General features: G+C 64.9%; 15 protein-coding genes. 4 read left to right on the top strand and 11 right to left on the bottom strand.

Going from position 1 to position 18,850, the window contains the following annotated elements; translation table 11 throughout:
• Window positions 1–22: 22 nt before the first annotated feature.
• The 3 genes from tolB (at window position 23) to D1Y84_RS15170 (ending at window position 3,366) form a co-directional block, all read left to right on the top strand.
• Complete coding sequence (gene tolB, locus D1Y84_RS15180; RefSeq protein WP_370245779.1) at window positions 23–1,369, top strand: Tol-Pal system beta propeller repeat protein TolB; 1,347 nt, start codon at window positions 23–25, stop codon at window positions 1,367–1,369.
• A gap of 75 nt (window positions 1,370–1,444) precedes the next feature.
• On the top strand, window positions 1,445–2,209 hold the full coding sequence (locus D1Y84_RS15175; protein ID WP_233581457.1) for an OmpA family protein: 765 nt from the start codon (window positions 1,445–1,447) through the stop codon (window positions 2,207–2,209).
• Between the two features lie 185 nt (window positions 2,210–2,394).
• The gene (locus D1Y84_RS15170; RefSeq protein WP_124849440.1) at window positions 2,395–3,366 is read left to right on the top strand and encodes a tetratricopeptide repeat protein; all 972 of its coding nucleotides are present in this window, start codon (window positions 2,395–2,397) and stop codon (window positions 3,364–3,366) included.
• 42 nt (window positions 3,367–3,408) lie between these two features.
• On the opposite strand, the gene D1Y84_RS15165 is transcribed toward D1Y84_RS15170, so the two are convergent.
• The 7 genes from D1Y84_RS15165 to carA form a co-directional block, all read right to left on the bottom strand.
• Window positions 3,409–4,470, bottom strand: a complete 1,062-nt coding sequence (locus D1Y84_RS15165; protein WP_124849439.1) for an acetamidase/formamidase family protein — start codon at window positions 4,468–4,470, stop codon at window positions 3,409–3,411.
• 94 nt (window positions 4,471–4,564) lie between these two features.
• The gene (locus tag D1Y84_RS15160) at window positions 4,565–6,112 is read right to left on the bottom strand and encodes a M20/M25/M40 family metallo-hydrolase (protein WP_233581456.1); all 1,548 of its coding nucleotides are present in this window, start codon (window positions 6,110–6,112) and stop codon (window positions 4,565–4,567) included.
• Window positions 6,113–6,155: 43 nt separating this feature from the next.
• Window positions 6,156–6,662, bottom strand: coding sequence for a hypothetical protein (locus D1Y84_RS15155; RefSeq protein ID WP_124849438.1), 507 nt, complete (start codon window positions 6,660–6,662; stop codon window positions 6,156–6,158).
• A 221-nt stretch (window positions 6,663–6,883) separates the two neighbouring features.
• Complete coding sequence (locus tag D1Y84_RS15150) at window positions 6,884–7,981, bottom strand: dihydrodipicolinate synthase family protein (protein ID WP_124849437.1); 1,098 nt, start codon at window positions 7,979–7,981, stop codon at window positions 6,884–6,886.
• 57 nt (window positions 7,982–8,038) lie between these two features.
• Entirely contained in the window at window positions 8,039–8,908 is an 870-nt protein-coding gene (locus tag D1Y84_RS15145) for a hypothetical protein (protein WP_124849436.1), read from the bottom strand.
• Window positions 8,901–12,212, bottom strand: a complete 3,312-nt coding sequence (gene carB / locus D1Y84_RS15140; protein WP_124849435.1) for a carbamoyl-phosphate synthase large subunit — start codon at window positions 12,210–12,212, stop codon at window positions 8,901–8,903. The genes D1Y84_RS15145 and carB overlap by 8 nt, the downstream gene beginning before the upstream one ends.
• Before the next feature lie 134 nt (window positions 12,213–12,346).
• A complete protein-coding gene (gene carA / locus D1Y84_RS15135; RefSeq protein WP_124849434.1) occupies window positions 12,347–13,474 on the bottom strand; it encodes a glutamine-hydrolyzing carbamoyl-phosphate synthase small subunit in 1,128 nt (375 codons plus the stop codon).
• Window positions 13,475–13,607: 133 nt separating this feature from the next.
• On the opposite strand from carA, the gene D1Y84_RS15130 reads away from it, so the two are divergent.
• Window positions 13,608–14,519 (top strand): NADP-dependent oxidoreductase, encoded by a 912-nt coding sequence (locus D1Y84_RS15130; protein ID WP_124849433.1) that lies wholly within the window; start codon window positions 13,608–13,610, stop codon window positions 14,517–14,519.
• A 155-nt stretch (window positions 14,520–14,674) separates the two neighbouring features.
• On the opposite strand, the gene D1Y84_RS15125 is transcribed toward D1Y84_RS15130, so the two are convergent.
• The 4 genes from D1Y84_RS15125 to ccsA are packed head-to-tail and all read right to left on the bottom strand — an operon-like array spanning window position 14,675 to window position 18,781.
• A complete protein-coding gene (locus tag D1Y84_RS15125; RefSeq protein ID WP_124849432.1) occupies window positions 14,675–15,520 on the bottom strand; it encodes a uroporphyrinogen-III synthase in 846 nt (281 codons plus the stop codon).
• Between the two features lie 17 nt (window positions 15,521–15,537).
• The gene (gene hemC / locus D1Y84_RS15120; protein WP_124849431.1) at window positions 15,538–16,470 is read right to left on the bottom strand and encodes a hydroxymethylbilane synthase; all 933 of its coding nucleotides are present in this window, start codon (window positions 16,468–16,470) and stop codon (window positions 15,538–15,540) included.
• Complete coding sequence (hemA, locus tag D1Y84_RS15115) at window positions 16,467–17,990, bottom strand: glutamyl-tRNA reductase (RefSeq protein ID WP_124849430.1); 1,524 nt, start codon at window positions 17,988–17,990, stop codon at window positions 16,467–16,469. The genes hemC and hemA overlap by 4 nt, the downstream gene beginning before the upstream one ends.
• Window positions 17,987–18,781 (bottom strand): cytochrome c biogenesis protein CcsA, encoded by a 795-nt coding sequence (ccsA, locus tag D1Y84_RS15110; RefSeq protein ID WP_233581454.1) that lies wholly within the window; start codon window positions 18,779–18,781, stop codon window positions 17,987–17,989. The genes hemA and ccsA overlap by 4 nt, the downstream gene beginning before the upstream one ends.
• Window positions 18,782–18,850: the final 69 nt, after the last annotated feature.

The following is an 18,850-nucleotide window of genomic DNA, read 5'->3' as shown; positions in this document are numbered from 1 at the left end:
CGAGCGGACGCAGGCTAAAAGAATGAAGAAGATGCGCTTGTTTTCGTGGGGTGGTTCGAGTGCCCTGCTGTTGTCCTTGGTAACCGCGCCCTCCGCGCATGCGCAGGACTGGGTACGCACCGGCACCAACCTCGGAGCGCAGCGGATCCGCATCGCCGCGGCGAACTTCAAGCCGGGCTCCGCCGACTCCGAGACCGGATCGTTGAAGCAGGTATTCGACCAGACACTCTTCACGGATCTGCAGAACGCCGGCATTTTCGACATGGTTTCGAAGAGCATGGCGCCCCCGCTGACGCCGGGTTCGCAGGGCGAAGCACAGCTTGCCACCTGGGCCGCAGCGCCAGCCAATGCGGAGATGCTCGCCTTCGGCACTCTCACGGTTAATGGTGGCCAGCTCGCCGTCACCGGCTTTCTGGACGATACCAAGAACACGCAAAGCCCCCAGGTGTTGGGCAAGCAGTACTCCGAAGCCGCTTCCACCCAGAGCGCGCGCCATATCGCGCACCGGTTCGCTGACGAGATCATCGAGCGGCTGGGCGGACTCCCCGGGATCGCCGAAACCACGATCTACTACGTGTCCGCGCACAGCGGCACCAAGGAGATCATGGCGATGGACTACGACGGCCAGAGCCCCCGTGCGGTAACGCACCTCGGCACCATCTCGCTCTCGCCGCACATCTCGCCGGACAACGCACGCGTGGCGTTTTCCTCGCTGGGCAAGCAAGGCTGGTCGATCCGGATGTACTCGCTGGAGCTGAACCGGCCGGTGAACTTCAACTCGCCCGCCGGCACCACCCTGTCGCCCGCATGGTCGAGCAACGGGGCGCAGGTTGCGTTCTCGTCAGACCGCCCGGCCGGTGACTCCGAAATCTACGTGAGCGACGCGGCCGGCAATGGTGTGCGGCGGCTCACCAGCTTCCACGGGCCCGACGTCTCCCCTTGCTGGAACCCCAAGACCAACGCCCAGATTGCCTGGGTGAGCGGTCGCACCGGGCTGCCGCAGATCTACACCATGGATTCGGACGGCGCCAACGTGATGCGCATGACCGACGGCGGGTATGCCACCTCGCCATCGTGGTCGCCGAATGGCCAGTTCCTGGCCTACGCCTGGAACCGCAAGTATGGTCCCGGCGCGCCCGGCGGCCAGGATATCTACATCATGGATGTGGCCAGCCGCCGCTGGATCCAGCTGACGCATGATGCCGGTCGCAACGACTTCCCCACCTGGTCCCCCGATGGCCGTCATATCGCTTTCCAGCGTGAGGGCGAAGGAGGCCTGCAGATCTGGACGATGCTGGCCGACGGCAGCGAACAGCAGCCATTGACCCACGGAGGCAGCTTCTCGCAGCCAAACTGGAGCCTGAAGTAGATGCGAAGCGCCTTGCGTCCTGGAACCACACTCGGCACCAAACTCGAAGAGCGGAATTATTTCAAGGAGAACTCTGTGACCCAACCTGTACGTACTGCCTCATGGCAAGGGCGCAAACTGTCGCTGATCGGCCTGGCCGCTCTGCTTGCTGTTGCCGGCTGCCACAAAAAGGCTTCTCCGCCGCCGCCGCCGCCCCCGGTTATGTCGGCCCCCGCACCCACGGCTGATATCACCGCGACCCCTGCGGCCATCAACGCGGGTGACAGCACGATCCTGACCTGGCACACCACCGGCGCGACCGACGTGTCCATCGAGGGTATGGGCGCCGTCGCGACCTCGGGCACGCAGACCGTGCGTCCGACCGACTCCACCAACTACCACCTGGTCGCACGCGGCGACGGCGGCACGGCGGATGCCACGGCGCGCGTCACCATCGGCACCGGCAACAACAACAATGCGAACTCGGGCCGCATGAACGAAGGCGACATCGACGATGCGACGTTCCACCAGAACGTCAAGGACATCTTCTTCGACTATGACTCCTATGAAGTGAATGCCCCGTCCGCCTCTGTGGTGTCACAGGACGCCGCTTATCTCAACCAGCATGCGGGCGTAAAGATTGTTCTGGGCGGCTACTGCGATGATCGCGGTTCCACCGAGTACAACCTGGCACTGGGCGAAAATCGCGCCAATGCCGCCAAGCAGGCGCTGGTTGCCGCGGGGGTCCCGGCGGAGCGTATCCGCACGGTCAGCTACGGCAAGGAAAAGCAGTTCTGCTCCGAGCATGACGAAAGCTGCTACCAGCAGAACCGTCGCGCACAGTTCACTGTTGATCGCTAACGCCCGGCTGTGGCACTGGTTGCACGTGTAAGCAAAGGCCCGGATGCTGGGATATCCCCGCAGCCGGGCCTTTGTTGGCAAGCCTGCTCTGCGGCTGTCGCTACGGTACTTCAGCAGGCGCGGCTCCCGAGCTTCGGGGCTGCGCCCACCGGCTTCATCGTTTCAGGCTTTTAAGGAGATTGCCCATGCGGAAGAGTTCGATCCTCGCTCCTGCCCTGCTCAGCCTTGCCCTGTTCCTGCCGGCGTTCCCGGCGCATGCCGTGTCCAAGGAGATGATCCAGCTCCAGACGCAGGTCCAGGCGCTGCAGGACATGCTTGGGCAGTTGCAGCGTTCCAACTCCGAGCAGATGGGCGTGCTGCAGCACCTCGTCGAGCAGTCCAACGACAACCTGAACCGGATGGCCCAGCAGATGACCTCGCTGCAGGCCAAGGTCGAGGCCGAGGGTCAGAACACGCAGCTCTCCGGGCAGATCCAGAGCCTCAATGACTCGGTGGACGAACTCAAGAACCGCCTCGGCAAGATCGACGCGACCCTGGGCAACATCCAGAGCCAGATGCAGAACGTGAACGCAGCCCCGGCAGGCGGCTCCACTGCACCGCAGGACGCAGCTCCCCAGGGAGCACCCGCGGGCGGCACCAGCGTGCCCCTGAGCGCACCGCAGACGAATGGCGGCAACGGTCCCGGCGGCTTGGCCTCGGCGCCTGCCATGGGTCCGGTACGCGGCGGCGGGGCGCAGGCGCCGCCGGTGGAGCAGCTCTACCAGAGTGCAGTGCGTGACTACAACGGGGCCAAGTACGACCTTTCCACCAGCGAGTTCGCCGACGTGGTGAAGTTCTACCCGGACAGCCCCATGGCCGGCAACGCCTCGTACTACCTTGGCGAAATGGCCTACCGGCAAGGCCTCTACCCGGCAGCGATCCGCAACTACGACATCGTGCTGGAACACTTCGCCGGCAGCCCCAAGGCCGCCGCCGCGCAGCTGCGCAAGGGCGAAGCCGAAATCGCCAGTTCGCAACGCGATGCCGGCGTGGCCGACCTCCGGGCGCTGGTCCAGCGCTACCCCACCTCCCCTGAAGGCGCACAGGCCCGCAGCCTGTTGAACGGCATGGGCGTGCGCATCAGCACGGCCGCCAAGCCCAGCCCCTCCCGGCAGTAAGCCTCACTCGCGGTAAGCCGCCCGTGCCCGACAGCGCCAGCCTTACTGGGCGCCTCCGCTGCCAGGCCTGGCGCGCTGCGTGAACAAGGCCTTGGGCAGGATCGCGTGCACGCCGACGTTGGTGTCCACCAGTTGCGTGATAACAAGGTCCACCGCCACGCTCGACAACTGGTAAGCCTGGTCGCGCGTCAGGTGCTTTTCCGTTTCCAGGAACGCCAGCATGTTGTGCAGCGCAATCTGCGTGGCCTTCTCCAGGTCCGGGCTGAAACCCATGGTGATGTACGCGGTAGGCGTCTCCGCGTAGGGCCACAGCAGCTGTGGACCACCCTTGTGCACCACGAACCGGAAGGTCCCCGTTAGCATGGTCTCGAGCGCCGTGATATCGACCTCGCCATTGCCCTGCCCGGCATGCCCATCCCCTACTTCAAACAAGGCGCCCTTGGCATGCACCGGCAGATACAGCGTGGTACCGGCAACCAGCTCCTTGTTATCCATGTTGCCGCCATGCATCCACGGTGGCGCACTGTTGTAGCGCCCTGCAGACTCGGGCGGCGCATCGCCCATCGATCCAAAGAACGGGTGCAGCGGGATCTCGATGCCCGGCGCAAACTCTGCCACCATGCGCTGTCGATCGAGCGGGATGCGCTTCATGATGCCGTACGGGTAGTCATCCGGCAAAAAGCCGCGCCCCGCGCCGAAGCCATTGCAGGCCCACGGCACATCGATGTCGATCTTCTGGATCTGCACCTCGAGGACATCGCCGGGCTCGGCACTCTCGATGGCAATCGGCCCCGTCAGGATATGGCCGCCCGGGCCCTTGTCGATCCCCTTGGCGTCATACAGCGCGGTCACCGAGGCCGGGATGTCTGCAGCGGCGATGCCCATGCCTTTCAAGCGGTCGGGATCGCCGCAGGTTGAGAGCGTATGCACCACCACGGTGTCGCCGCTCTTGACCGTGAGCACCGGCTTCGCATGCGCCGAGTAGTAGCCCCAGGCGACCGTGGTGGGCGTGGCATCCAGCCGCTGCTGGGCAGAGGCAGCGACGGGTGCGACAAAACTGACGAGGCAGGAAGCGAGCGCGCAGAGCAAGCGAGAACGATGCATGCAAGGAGGTATACCAAGCCTCGCACCTAGGCACTAGTTGCAAATTATGGCAACCTGCAGACCTCGCTACACGCGCTACCGCAACTGCCCCTCGCTACTTCTCAGGCGCGAGTCGCGGTGCCGGCTCCACGGCCTCGGCCAGCGCGTAGGCCGTCACCGCCATCACCGCCGCATTCTCGGCAAGATGATGCGGATCCACCTTGTCCAGGGTGTCAGCCGCCGTGTGGTGATAGTTAAAGTAGAATCGCGAGTCCTGCGTGGGCGTAAAACCCGGCACCCCCCTGGTGACGATGGCAGCTATGTCCTCACCCGCATCTTCACCACGCGTCACGAGCGTCGCACCGATTGGCGCGAGCGCGTCGGCGACCGGTTTCAGATACTCCGCCAGCAGCGGCGAGCCGGCAAACGTGATCCCGATCGGGTGATCCGCTCCCAGGTCGCTCTCGAGCGCGGCCACATGGTCGGGCAGCGCATCGGCGTGGTCCGTGGCATAAGTCGCCGCGCCCTCCGAGCCCGACTCCTCGTCCATCCACGCCACAAACCGAATGGTGCGGCGCGCATGCAGTCCCATCGCATGCAGCAGGTGGATCGTCTGCATGGAGACGGCAATGCCCGCGCCGTCGTCGATCGCGCCGGTACCGAGGTCCCATGAGTCCAGGTGGCCCGAAACCAGCACCACCTGCTCCGGATGCTCTTTTCCCTTCCAGTCTGCAATGACGTTGTACGACGGCGTGAGCGGCAGCGTTTGCGGGGTGAGCACGAGGTGCATGGTGACCGGCCCCTGCTTCACCAACGCATCGAGCAGGTCGGCATCTTCCGCCGTTACCGCACCCGCCGGGATGTGCCCCGCCGCGCCCTCGTACGAGGTCGCCCCGGTATGCGGCAGGCGGTACTCGGCCCCACCGACCGAGCGCACCAGCACCGCCACCGCTCCGGCGGCCGCCCCTGCGGAGGGCGCCAGCGCGCGGTACAGCACCGATTGTCCATAGGCAGCTGTGCCCTGCCCATTGGCCGCCATTTCCTTATCGAACGGGTGGTCAAATACCAGGATCCTGCCATGGGTGGCAGCGGGCGGCAGCCGCTTCAGCTCGGCCAGGTCGTGCACCAGCACCACAGGCGCGGTGATTCCCTCCGGGGGCGTGGCGGCACTCCCGCCCAGCGCTGTCACCACAATCTTCTGCGTGGTGCCGGGCGTGGCGCCGGGCCAGCTGGTCAGCGAAGCGGTCTCCTCACCGCGTACCCAGTGGGGCACCATGGTCTTCTCGAGACTCACGGTCGCGCCCTGCTTGCGCATCTCGGCGGCAACCCATTCCACCGCGGCCTGCGCCTGCGGCGATCCACTCAGGCGCGGGCCAATGTTGTTGCACAGGTGTGCCAGCTCGTCATAGGCGTAGGGGTCCTTCATCGCGGCATCGCGCACCTTTGCCATGGTGGCAAGCTGCGACTCCGTCCAGGCTCCGGAAGGTGTCTGCGCAAGCCGCTCCATGCGCTGCGCGCGGCCTGCGGAGCCCGTTGTTGCGGGAGCAGGTTGTTGCGGCCACACCGGCGCAGCAGCCATCAGCAAGGCAGCCGCCAGAAGTGGCGCCTTCGCGAGATAGCCGTGGCGCAACGCGAGAGCGGAAGAAGCAGAACGATCGGGCATGCATTAATGTAGCAAGCCCGATCGGCTTGATCACCTGTGCCGACTAGGGCAGCCGGAACACGATGCCGGTGCTGAGCGTGCGCGGATTGAAGCTGCCATCAAACGCGGACAATCCGCCGTAGGAGAAGTCCACGACCCGCCAGTCCAGCCGCGGAAAAAAGGTGTAATCAATGCCGCCGACGAAGTTGTAGGCGAACTTGGTCGTGCTGGTCTGCGCCGCACCCTCGCCAAACTCCGCATGCCCCACGCCACCCAGCGCCTCCACATACGGCATGATGGGCAGAACATGCGGCTTGAACACCAGGCGCGGGCCCACCAGGCCACTGTCGAACTTGGTCGACCCGGAGCCGACCACGGCCCCGCGCCCGTCGATGCCGAGCGCAAAGAACGGAACCGTCCAGTGGTTGTCGTAGATCCCGAAGGTCGAGCCGTAGTTCCAGCCGGTGTTTGCCACCCGGAAATTGGAAGCGGAGAACGTGCCGTACAGTCCGATCTGCGCAAGGGCGGGCAGCGGAACACACAGGGCAAGCAGCAAAAACAGGCGACGCATGGGGGAAACTCCAGAACAGCGCAACAGCGGCGCAGGATAAGTGACTGTTAAGTCAGACAGCCCTGCACCCCGGGAAGTTGCCAACGAAACAAGAGACGGGCTTTACCCTGTTGAGTCGCTGTGCCGATGCTCACGCACCACGATCCAGCCCGCATGGCCGCACAATGCATACGCCGCAAGCAGTCGCCCCTGCTGCCCTGAGCGCAGCGGTCCGGAGCCCTCTAGTTACGCAGATCCTGCATCACGCGCGCCACCTCGGCCTGCTCCTCGCCGGTAAGTGGCAGCAGCGGCAGCCGTGCCCGTCCACCGTAGTAGCCGTTCAGATCGCAGGCGTACTTGATCGCCGAAATACCAAGCCGGCCAGCCACGACTTTGGACGCTTCCACGATCCGCTCCTGCTTTTCTTCCGCAAGTGGCAGGTCGCCTTCCTTCCAGGCAATGTAGGCTTCGTGACACGCCTGGGGCGCACACGCTGCTAGCCCCAGCACCGCGCCGCTCGCCCCTGCCACCAGCGAGCCCAACAACTTGTCGGCAACGCCGCACAGGATCTGGAAACCGACTTCGCGATTGCGCGTGCGCAGTGTGCTCGCGGGAGGGACAGCGGGCGTGAGCACCGCCGCGCCGGTCTGTCCAACGGCAGCGGCGGCGCTTGCCTGCGCGCCACCGATCGTCACCAGCGCCGGGGCAGCTTCCGCGGGTGGCATCGCGGCCGCGAGCATGCGGCCGGTCACCGGCGCAAACACTGGCGTCACCGTCGCCAACCGCTTCGGGGCGTCTGCCGTGGCAGCCGCAATCGCGGCTATGCGCTCGATGCTTCCGCTCGAGTCCTTGAGTCCGACAATGTTGGGATGGTGCGCAAGCTCGGCAATCAGTGCAACCGGCAGGTCGTAGTGCGTGAACTTGGGAATGCTGTACAGCATCACCGGGATCGGCGAGTGGTCCGCCACCGTGCGGTAATACGTGAGCATGGCCAGCGGCGTCATCTGGGGCGCATAGTAGTTCGGCGTCTTCACCAGTGCTATGTCGTAGCCCACGCTCGCGGCGAACTCTGCCATGCGGATCGTGCCGATCGCCGAACCATGCGCCACACCCGCCAGCAGGACCTTCTCAGGCGCGGCCGCAAGCGCTGCCGTCCGCAGGGCTTCGCGTGCCTCCGCATCGTCGAGCAGCACGGACTCGCCCGTGGAACCGAGCACCGCAATGCCCGCAACCGGGGTGCGCGAGTAGCGTTCCATGTTGTGCTCGAGCTTGCGTAAATACAGGCTGCCGTCCGGGTAAAACGGCGTGGTAGCAGCGGCGAAAATGCCTTCTAGGAGCATCCTCCTATTGTAAGCCGCGTGGTTCCGCGCGGAGCATTCCACGTCTAGGCAGCAGCGTTACCGCGGGGCGACGGGAGCAGTTGCGGCGGGCGCCGGCTCACCGGGGAACGGATCCTTTTGCGCGGCCAGGACCTTGACCACCTGCGACTTGATGTAGTCATAGCCAGGCGCGCCCGAGAAGCTCCGGTAATCCACATGCGGGTAGCTGTCGCCGCTTTCCAGCTGGAACTGGCGCTGGCCTTCCTTGGCCTGCTTCGGATACGCCATCGCCCACGACGACTGGTTGAGCGAATCGCTGTTGGCCTCGATCGTCCACACATGCGCGCCCGCCGCATTGCGCACGATAAAGCGGAAATACGTGTTGTAGCGTCCGAATGGCTTGAAGTAGTCAATCGCTTCGACGCTGTAGCGGCCTTCGCGGAACAGGTCCAGCAGATAGCCGTTGGTGCCGCGCGCATCGGGCAGCGCGGGGTTATTATGCGCGGCCTCAAGGATAGCGCGCTCCGCATCGCGATGCTGCGCGTCGCCGGCCATGCTGTACGCGGTCACCAGCGTGGTGTGCACCTTCCAGTTCGCAGGCTCGAGCGCGTGGGCGCGTTCGGCATAACGCACAGCATCGGCAGGCTGATACAACGCGATCGCTGCCGTGGCCGCAAGCAGGTTAGCCGCGGCATCGCTCGGGTCCGCCGCAATGCGTTGCGTAAAGATCGCAAGCGCTTTTTCCGGCTCGCCAGCGCGCAACGCCGCAAGCCCTTCCTGCAGCTGCGGCGCTCCCGTGGGCTGCGTCAACAGCTGCACGGCAGCGGGCGACGCGGTCTGGCTCTGTGCGCCCGCAGTGCCTGTCGCGATCATTGCCGCGGCACACAGCCCCACGAGGACGATCCCTCGTCCGCGTACGCTGCGGCCACCGCCCGCATGCCTACGCATGGCTTGCAGCTTCCGCCGGACGCGCCGCGTCGGCCAGCTCCTGGTGCAGGTGCTGCATGGCATACACGTGGATGGTCTGCTGCTGCATCGCGGCGATACCTTCCGCGGCCGCGCGTGCAGCCGCCATGGTCGTAATCATCGGGATACGCTGCTGCACGGCCGAGCGGCGGATCGCCTTCTCGTCAAAGAAGGTATCGGCGCCGCGGGGCGTGTTCACGATCAACTGGATGCGCTCGCCCTTGATGAAGTCCACCACGTTGGGCCGGCCTTCCTTGACCTTAAAGACCCGCTCCACCGTGAGACCGGCGGTCTCGAGCACATCGGCCGTTCCTTCCGTGGCCACGATCGCGAAGCCGAGCGCCACGTACTGCTGCGCCAGCGTAAGCAGTTGCGTCTTGTCCCGGTCGTTGACGCTGAAGAACACGGTGCCGCGCATCGGCAGCTTCAGTCCCGCTGCAAGCTGCGCCTTCGCGAAGGCCTCGCCAAAGTTATCGGCAACGCCCATCACTTCGCCGGTCGAGCGCATTTCCGGGCCGAGCACCGCGTCCACGCCCTGGAACTTGCTCCAGGGGAATACGGGCGACTTCACGAAGAAGTGCCGGCCCGTGCTGAGATCTTCGCCGCTCGCTACCGCCGCCGGCAGAAGCTCGCGCAGGGTGCGGCCTGTCATCAGACGCGAAGCGATCTTGGCCAGCGGCACGCCGGTAGCTTTCGAAACATAAGGAACCGTGCGCGATGCGCGCGGGTTCACCTCGATCACGAACACCTTGTCGCGCTGAATGGCGAACTGCAGGTTGCACAGGCCGATCACGTTGAGCGCGAGCGCCAGCTTGCGGGTGTACTCGCGAATGGTCGCCAGCACGGGTGCAGCGAGATCCACCGGCGGCAGCACGCACGACGAGTCGCCCGAGTGCACGCCCGCCTCTTCAATGTGTTGCATAATGCCGGCGATGACCACGTCCTTGCCGTCGCACAGCGCATCCACGTCCACCTCGACCGCGTCCTCCAGGAACCGATCGATCAGGATTGGGCGCTCCTGCGAGTACTCCACTGCTTCGGCCATGTAGCGCGCCACGGCGGCGCGGTCATACGCAATCACCATCGCGCGGCCACCGAGCACGTACGAAGGCCGCACTAGCACGGGGTACCCAATCGAGTCGGCGCCGGCAAGTGCTTCCTCCACGCTGGTTGCGGTCGCCGCATCTGGCTGCGGAATCGCAAGCTCCACCAGCAGCTTGCCGAAGCGTTTGCGGTCTTCCGCAAGATCAATCGACTCGGGCGAGGTACCGATGATCGGCACGCCCGCTGCCTTGAGACGCAGCGCAAGGTTGAGCGGTGTCTGGCCGCCGAACTGCACAATCATGCCGATCTCGGCGCCGGCCGAGGCTTCGTGCTCATACACAGCCAGCACGTCCTCCAGCGTCAGCGGCTCGAAGTACAAACGATCGCTGGTGTCGTAATCGGTCGAGACAGTCTCCGGGTTGCAGTTCACCATCACGGTCTCGTAGTCGTCTTCGCGCAGCGCGAAGGCCGCATGGCAGCAGCAGTAATCGAACTCAATGCCCTGCCCGATGCGATTTGGACCAGAACCAAGAATGATGACCTTGCGCTTGGCGGTTGCCGGCGCTTCGTCCTCCTCGTCATACGACGAGTACAGGTATGGCGTGCTCGACTCGAACTCCGCGGCGCAGGTGTCCACCAGCTTGAAGATCGGCCGGATGCCCGCGGCCTGCCGCTGCATGCGCACCTGCTCGACGCCGGCGGCCCCGGGCAATCCCCACGCATCCGCAAGCCGCTCGTCCGAGATACCCATCCGCTTCGCTTTCCGCAACTGCTGCGGTTGCAGATTGTCCGCGGTCGAGACTGTCAGTGCACCAAGAGTGTCCGTGATTTCCTTGATCTGGTGCAGGAACCAGGGGTCCATCTGCGTAAGCCGCTGCACCTCGCGCACGCTCATGCCGCGCTGGAACGCAAAGCGGATATAGTTCAAACGCTCGGGCTGCGGAGTCACCAGGCGATACGTCAACTGCTTCGGGTCAAGCGTTTCGGCGCCCACGCGCTTGCCGGTTTCAAGCGCGCGCACGGCCTTCATCAGCGCTTCCTTGAAGGTGCGGCCCATCGCCATTACCTCGCCCACTGACTTCATCTGCGGGCTCAGCGTCTGGTCGGCTTCCGGAAACTTCTCGAACTGCCATTTTGGAATCTTCACCACGACGTAATCGATCGACGGCTCGAAACACGCCGGCGTCATGCGCGTGATGTCGTTCGGGATCTCGTCCAGCGTGTAACCAACCGCAAGCTTCGCCGCGATCTTTGCAATCGGAAAACCTGTTGCCTTCGACGCCAGCGCGGACGACCGCGACACGCGCGGGTTCATCTCGATCACCGTCATGCGGCCGTTCGCAGGGTTCACCGCGAACTGCACGTTGGATCCGCCCGTCTCCACGCCGATCTCGCGAATCACCGCGATCGCAGCGGAACGCATCGCCTGGTACTCGCGATCGGTCAGGGTCTGCGCAGGCGCCACGGTGATCGAGTCACCCGTGTGCACGCCCATCGGGTCCATGTTTTCAATGGAGCAGATGATGATGACGTTGTCGGCGAGGTCGCGCACCACCTCCAGCTCGTACTCTTTCCAACCCAGCACCGACTCTTCCAGCAGGCACTCGTGCACCGGCGAGAGATCGAGCCCACGCGCGAGGATTTCCATCAGCTCTTCGCGGTTGTACGCGATGCCGCCACCCGAGCCGCCCAGCGTAAACGAAGGCCGGATTATTACCGGGAAGCCAAGCTTGGTCGCAAATTCGAGCCCGTCGCGCAGGTTGTCCACCAGTGCCGACTTCGGGACGTCGAGGCCGATGCGCGCCATCGCGTCCTTGAACAGTAGGCGGTCTTCCGCCTTCTTGATCGCCTCGAGCTTGGCACCAATCAACTCGATGCCGTACTTGTCGAGAATGCCGCCATCCGCGAGATCCACCGCGAGGTTCAGCGCGGTCTGCCCGCCAACCGTCGGCAGGATGGCGAACTTGCCGGTGCGTCCTTCCTTGACCAGCATCTCGGTTTCGATACGCAGAATTTCTTCCACGTATGGAATGGTGAGCGGCTCGATGTAGGTACGATCCGCCAGCTCCGGATCCGTCATGATGGTGGCCGGGTTGGAGTTCACCAACACCACCTCGTAGCCCTCGGCGCGCAGCGCCTTGCAGGCCTGGGTGCCGGAGTAATCAAACTCCGCGGACTGCCCAATGACGATCGGCCCGGAGCCGATCACAAGTATCTTGGCGATGTCGTTCCTACGTGGCATCTTGTTCCTTCATCCTCTTGGTTCGGCCGCTTGCCGGGGCGGCGCTGCTCCCGGCCGGGAGGGTTGCGCGTGCGCCCTTCGCAGAACTGCCGGCACAGGGCCGGCAGCCTTCCACAACATGGATCGAGCCGGGCTCACTTGCCCTTCCACTCATCCATCATCTTGCGGAAATCATTGAACAGGTAATGCGAGTCATGCGGCCCGGGGCTTGCTTCGGGATGGTACTGCACACTCAGCAACGGCATGGTGCGGTGGCGCAGCCCTTCCAGCGTCTGATCGTTGAGGTTGATGTGTGTCAGGTCCACCTCGTTAGCATTGATCGAGTCCGGATCCACCGCGTAGTTGTGGTTCTGGCTCGTGATCTCCACGCGTCCGGTGGAAAGCTGCTTCACCGGGTGATTGCCGCCGTGGTGGCCAAACTTCAACTTGAACGTCTTGCCGCCCAGTGCCGCACCTACCAGCTGGTGGCCCAGGCAGATGCCGAAAATCGGCGTCTTGCCTGCCAGTGAACGAATCGCATGCGTGGCATATGTCAGTGGTTCCGGGTCGCCCGGACCGTTCGACAGAAACACACCGTCAGGCTTGAGTGCCAGCACATCTTCAGCCGTGGTGCGCGCCGGCACTACCGTGACACGGCAACCCTGCTGACCCAGCATCTGCAGAATGTTCTGCTTGATGCCGTAGTCATAGGCCACCACGTGCAGGTCGCACTCTGGCTGCGCCGGCGCGATGCCGTGCTGAAGCGGGTTTTCGCGCTGCTTCCACTCGTAAGGGTGCTTGGTGCTCACCACGCTCGCAAGATCCGTGCCGTCCATCTTGCGCAGCGCACGGGCCTTGGCCACCAGCACATCGGTGTCAGTCTCGATGGTTGAGATCACGCCACGCATCACGCCGTTGTTGCGCAGGTGCCGTACCAGGGCGCGCGTGTCGATCTCAGAGAGCACCGGCACGCCATAGCGTTCCAGGTACTCATCGGCAACCTGCTCTGACCGCCAGTTGGAACTGACAACCGAAAACTCGCGCACAATCAGCCCTTCGATGTAAGGCCGGGAAGCCTCTGCATCGGCCTGGTTGGTGCCGTAGTTGCCTATCTGAGGATTGGTCAGAACAACAATCTGTCCTGCATAGGAAGGATCGGTAAAGATTTCCTGGTAGCCGGTCAAGGAGGTGTTAAAAACAACCTCTCCGGAGCATTCGCCCTTGGCTCCGTAACCGTCCCCGCGGAAGATGCGCCCGTCTTCGAGCGCAAGTATCGCCTGCATCGCAGCTCCAACACGTAGATTCAATCGATGGTAGCAGGAGTAGGGCCGCAGCGCATCGTTGCCGCGCCGGAAGAGGCAGCCGCGGGACCGTCTGCATCTCACCCAATACCCATCTTTTCAGGAGCGGAACCCTATGAAGGCAGTACTGCTGTACGAATACGGCGACATCAGCAAGCTCGTGTACGAGGACGAAGACCTGCCCGAGCCCGGCACCGGCGAAGTGCGTGTAAAGCTTCACGCCACCAGCATCAACCCGGTCGACTGGAAGCTGCGCACGGGTGCGGAAAAAGAACGCTTCCCGCTGGATCTGCCGGAGATCCTGGGGGTGGATGTCTCGGGCGAAGTGGACAAGGCAGGCGACGGCGTCACCGGCTTTCCCGTGGGCATGCGCGTCATGGCCAAGGCCAACGGCACCTACGCCGAGTACACCGTGTGCAAGGCGGATGTGCTGGCGCCCATTCCCGACGCTCTGACCTACGAGCAGGCGGCCGCGCTGCCACTGGTGCTGCTGACCGGCACCCAGCTGATCGAACGCGCAGCCAAAGTTGAAGCAGGCCAGACCATCCTGATCACGGGGGCGCTGGGCAGCGTCGGCCGCACGGCCGTGCATGTCGCAAAGCAACGTGGCGCCAGGGTCATTGCCGGCGTACGCTCGGCCCAGCTCGAAGCCGCAGCAACGCTCGGCGCGCACCAGGTGGTAGCGCTGGACGATGCAAAGGAGCTGGCGCACCTGCACGATCTCGATGCTGTAGCCGACACGATCGGTGGACTGGTCGGGGAGCACAGCCTGAAAACACTGCGGGATAACGGTGTCTACGCAACCGTGGTGGAGCCGCCAAAGCATCCACCCGCGCGCGGCATCCGCGTGGAAGCCATGATGGCAGCGCCCGATGCTTCGCGCCTGTACGAACTGGCCGACGAAGTAGCACGCGGCGGCCTGGTCATTCCCATCGCGAAGAGCTTTCCGCTCTGCGAGGTACACCAGGCGACGGAACTCGCCGAAAGCGGCAAGGCCGGCGGCAAGGTTGTGCTGACGATCGCATAGCCGCAGCCACACACGTTTTTGCAGAGAGCAGCCACGGCAATGTGGCTGCTCTTTTTGCCTGCTGGAGCACACCGTTCAACTTCGATCCCTTGAGAAAGCAGCCACACAGTGTTGCGAATGCGCGGCCTTATTGAAGCTTCTAAGATCCAGCGCCGCTAGGTATGGAACAACGCTTCGATCGCCCGCACCAAGCCAGCCACATCATGGCTTTCTGCCTCGATCGCAGGCTCGAAGCCGTGGCGACGAAGCGTGTCACTCGTTATCGGTCCGATCGAACAAGCCCGGCTCCGCGCGAGCGCCCGGTGCGCCGCACCCTCTCCAAGCAGCGCGACAAAGTTCTCCACCGTTGAAGAGCTGGTGAACGTCACGGCGTCGATCTCCGCCGCGCCAGGATGCTGATCACCAGAATGCTCATCACCAGCAAACAGCTCCGCAAGCTTCGCAGCAGACTCCCCGGCAAGCACTGTCCGGTAAGCCTCGACCACATCCACCCGCGCGCCCGCTGCACGCAGCGCTTCCGGCAGGAGCTCGCGTGCGACCGCTGCGCGAACCAGCAGCATCCGCTTCCCGGCGGCCGTCGGTGCAAGCGCAGCAATCACCGACTCCGCCACCGACGGCCTCGGCTCCAGGTCCACGCGCAGGCCATACCCGAGCAGTGCATCGCGCGTCGCAGGGCCAATCGCAACTGTGAATGGCTGGTGTGCCCACGGGGTCGCGAGCCTCGACGCGAGCGCTTGGGCGGTGTTCGCACTGGTCACAAGCAGGGTGTCGTACTCCCGCAGCCGCGCAAGCGCAGCATCCAGCGCCGCAAAGCTCTGCGGCGGTTCAATGCGGATCGTGGGGATCTCGATCACCTCGGCGCCGCGCACACGCAGGGCCTCGGCAAGCGTGCTGCTTTGCGCGCGGGTTCGCGTCACCAGGATGCGCCTGCCCCGCAGTGTCGCTGGCGGCAGGCCCGCATCCTCCGAGTCAGCAGCGTCCATAAGTTCCCCAGGCGCCATTGCCAGCCTCCAACCGTCTACTCGGCCGCGAGCAGCGCACCCGCACCCTGCCGGAGCAGCTCTTCCGCCAGCCGCTCGCCCAGCGCGCGCGGATCTTCTTCCGTACGATGCTCGAGCGCAACGCGCACTGCGGCGCGGCCCTCCGGGAGCAGCACGGAGCCGCGTATCTGCCAGTGGGTCTGGCCCTGCTGCTGGTGCTGCTCGCAGTAAATGCCGATCGGCACCTGGCAGCCGCCGCCCAGCGCATGCAGCGCCGCACGCTCCGCGGTAACGGCAAAGCGCGTCTCTGCGTCATCCAGAAAGTGCAGCGCCTCCGCAATCGCGAGATCGCCCCCTCGCACCTCGATGGCCAGCGCGCCCTGCCCCGCCGCAGGACAAACGATCTCCGTGGACAGTCGCTCGCGCAGCAGCCCCGTGCGCTCCAGGCGATCAAGCCCGGCGCACGCCAAGATGCACGCCTCCGCCTCGCCACTCTCGAGCTTGCGCAGGCGCGTGTCCACATTGCCGCGGAACTCGACATACTGGAGGTCATGCCGGTGCGCCCGCAGCTGCGACTGCCGCCGCAGGCTGCTGGTGCCCACGCGCGCGCCCGGCGGCAACGAGGCAAAGGTTGCAAACTCCTTCGACACAAAAGCATCGCGCGGGTCCGCGCGGCGTGGCAGCGCGGCCAGCGCAAAGGCCGGGTGCAGCTCGGTCGGCAGATCCTTGAGGCTGTGCACGGCAAGGTCGACGCGTCCATCCGCGAGCGCCTCTTCGATCTCCTTGGTAAACATGCCCTTGGTGCCGACCTTGTTGAACGCCACGCCCTGCAGGCGGTCGCCCGTGGTGCGAATCACCTCGATCTCGACCGTGTGGCCCGCACCGCGCAGCGCCGCCGCGACATGGTGTGCCTGCCACATTGCCAGCTCTGACCCGCGCGATCCGATCCTGATCCTGCTTCCGCTGCTCATGAACGACCTTCTCCCCTGATCCCCGGCAACTCCAACTCTGCCGCCTCGAGCAACTTGTCTGGCGCTGCTCCAGCCTGATGCTCTCCCGGCTGCAGCTTCAAAACGCTCTCGCCTGCAGTGTGCTTTGCTGCGTAAACAGGCTGCCCTGGTTTACCCTCTGAGTCGCTGTCTTCCCTAACCGTCTCCCGCGCGGCTGCCGTGTCCAGCGCTTGCGCGCCATGCAGTCCGCCACTCGCTCCCGGCGCAGGTACCCCGTCCACAGCTTCGCCACTCTCCGCCAGTTGAAACACCTGCCTGAGCAACAGCAAACGCTCATCGTCGCCGTCCTGTGCCGCGGCGCGCAGCGCCTGCGTCGGCGCATGCAGAAACTTGTTCATCAGCCCGCGGGTCAATGCTTCCACCGTTTCGCGCTGCTCCGCGGTAAAGCTTTCCAGGCGACCCGCGCGCCGCAGCTCCGCCTGCCGCAGAGCCTCGGCATGGCCGCGCAGGGCGCGCAGCGTCGGCACCGCATCCACTACGTGCGCGCGACGCGCAAACTGCTCCACCTCGTTCTGCACCATGCGCTCGGCGCTGGCGGCCTCACGCGAGCGGTCGGCCAGGTTCGCTGCGGCCACATTCTGCAGGTCATCGATGTCGTACAAAAACACGCCATCCACCCGGTTCATCGCGGGGTCCACATCACGGGGCACGGCGATATCGATAAAGCACATGGGGCGTCCGCGCCGCCGTCGCAGCATGCGCACGCCATCTTCCCGGCGAAACACAAACTCGTGCGAGCCGGTCGAGGTAATCAGGATGTCGGCCTGGTCGGCGCGCTCGAGCAGTTGCTCAAACGGCATCACCTGGCCGCCAAACATCTGCGCCAGCCGCTCGGCCCGCGCCAGTGTCCGGTTGCTTACCATGATCGAGCCCGCGCCCTGCGCCAGCAGGTGCCGCGCCGCCAGCTCGCCCATCTTGCCCGCGCCCACCAGCAACACCTTCTTGCCCGCAAGCGAGCCGAAGATCTTCAGCGCAAGGTCCACCGCGATGCTCGCAATCGACACCGAGGTCGAGCCGATCGCCGTGTCGGTGCGCACGCGCTTCGCCACGGAAAACGTGCTTTGCAGCAGCCGCTCCAGTTCGCTGCCCACCACGCCGGCGCTGCGTGCCGCCGCATACGCTTCCTTGACCTGCCCCAGGATCTGCGGCTCACCCACCACCATCGAGTCCAGGCTCGCGCCCACACGGAACAGGTGCCGCACCGCCTCAGCATCGCGGAACTGGTAAAGATGCGCCCGCAGGTCCTGCGCGTTGACCGGGAACCGCTGCGCCAGGAACCCGTGAAGGTCCGGAGGCTGCTCGCCGCACGCGGTAAACAGCTCCACCCTGTTGCACGTCGACAGGATCATGCACTCGCGCACGCCGGGCCACTGCCGCAGGGCAGCCAGCGCGTCCGGCAGATCCTCCGCGGTAATCGCGACCTGCTCCCGCAACTCCACCGGCGCATTGCGATGATTCAGACCTGTGACCAGGAAGTTCATGGGGCGGCGAACCTGTGCACCGACGAGAACAGGTTTGCCGCCCACACGCTCAACACCACCAGAAACGCAATCGTCGAGACGTACATCGCCTGCCGCCCGCGCAGGCCCTTGGACTGCCGCACCAGCAGGATCGAAACATAGATCAGCCACATCGCGAAGGAGAGCACGACCTTGGGATCTTGGAAGTATGTTGCGCCCACCCGCTCCTGCGCAATCAGCGAGCCCGCAAACAGGCCCAGCGTCATGCACAGAAAGCCGAGGACCAGCGTTGACTGCGCTATACGGTCCATCGTATCCAGCGGCGGCAGCCACGCGAAAAAGCCCGGCGCATGCTTGTCCTTGAGGCGGCGCTCCTGCAGCAGGTACAGGAACGAGGCCAGCAGCGAAAACACCAGCGCCGTATCCGCGGCCAGCAGCGAGGCCACGTGGATCGCGATCCAGCCGCCACGCGCCAGCGGCGACGAGAACGTGTAATGGTCAGGCCCCAGCGCGGAAGGCAGCGCCAGCAGAAATGCCATGGGCAGCGCGAACAATCCGAAGGAGATGGTGCGGTAGCGCGCTGCGATCAGCAGAAACGCCGCGGCGATCAGCAGGCCCAAGGCTGCCTGCACCTCGTGCGTGCCGGTCGGGATGAAGCGGTGATGCGCCGCGGCCATTCCCGCAAACACCACGCACTGCAGCACGGCCGCCGAGCATGCCAGCGCCAGCGCTGCCGTGCGAAAGCGCGCCCGGTTCCAAAGCACAGCCGGCAGGGCGCACAGGCTGGCTACCCCGTACATGGCTGTGGCCACGCGTATCCAGAACAGTTCCATAGTTCGAGCTCGGGCCCTCGGGGCGAGTTCCCAGTATACGGCGCTGTG

The organism is Acidipila sp. EB88 (assembly GCF_003858395.1).
GTDB lineage: Bacteria > Acidobacteriota > Terriglobia > Terriglobales > Acidobacteriaceae > EB88.
Note: the sequence above shows the minus strand (reverse complement) of the source record. Positions and strands in the feature narration are given on the sequence as shown.

Coding starts and splice junctions, on each gene's coding strand:
- tolB (WP_370245779.1), top strand. CDS start 23: ATGAAGAAGATGCGCTTGTTTTCGTGGGGTGGTTCGAGTGCCCTGCTG.
- D1Y84_RS15145 (WP_124849436.1), bottom strand. CDS start 8,908: ATGCGTAGGCATGCGGGCGGTGGCCGCAGCGTACGCGGACGAGGGATC.
- carB (WP_124849435.1), bottom strand. CDS start 12,212: ATGCCACGTAGGAACGACATCGCCAAGATACTTGTGATCGGCTCCGGG.
- D1Y84_RS15150 (WP_124849437.1), bottom strand. CDS start 7,981: ATGCTCCTAGAAGGCATTTTCGCCGCTGCTACCACGCCGTTTTACCCG.
- D1Y84_RS15160 (WP_233581456.1), bottom strand. CDS start 6,112: ATGCCCGATCGTTCTGCTTCTTCCGCTCTCGCGTTGCGCCACGGCTAT.
- D1Y84_RS15125 (WP_124849432.1), bottom strand. CDS start 15,520: ATGGCGCCTGGGGAACTTATGGACGCTGCTGACTCGGAGGATGCGGGC.
- D1Y84_RS15170 (WP_124849440.1), top strand. CDS start 2,395: ATGCGGAAGAGTTCGATCCTCGCTCCTGCCCTGCTCAGCCTTGCCCTG.
- hemA (WP_124849430.1), bottom strand. CDS start 17,990: ATGAACTTCCTGGTCACAGGTCTGAATCATCGCAATGCGCCGGTGGAG.
- D1Y84_RS15165 (WP_124849439.1), bottom strand. CDS start 4,470: ATGCATCGTTCTCGCTTGCTCTGCGCGCTCGCTTCCTGCCTCGTCAGT.
- hemC (WP_124849431.1), bottom strand. CDS start 16,470: ATGAGCAGCGGAAGCAGGATCAGGATCGGATCGCGCGGGTCAGAGCTG.
- D1Y84_RS15130 (WP_124849433.1), top strand. CDS start 13,608: ATGAAGGCAGTACTGCTGTACGAATACGGCGACATCAGCAAGCTCGTG.
- D1Y84_RS15155 (WP_124849438.1), bottom strand. CDS start 6,662: ATGCGTCGCCTGTTTTTGCTGCTTGCCCTGTGTGTTCCGCTGCCCGCC.
- carA (WP_124849434.1), bottom strand. CDS start 13,474: ATGCAGGCGATACTTGCGCTCGAAGACGGGCGCATCTTCCGCGGGGAC.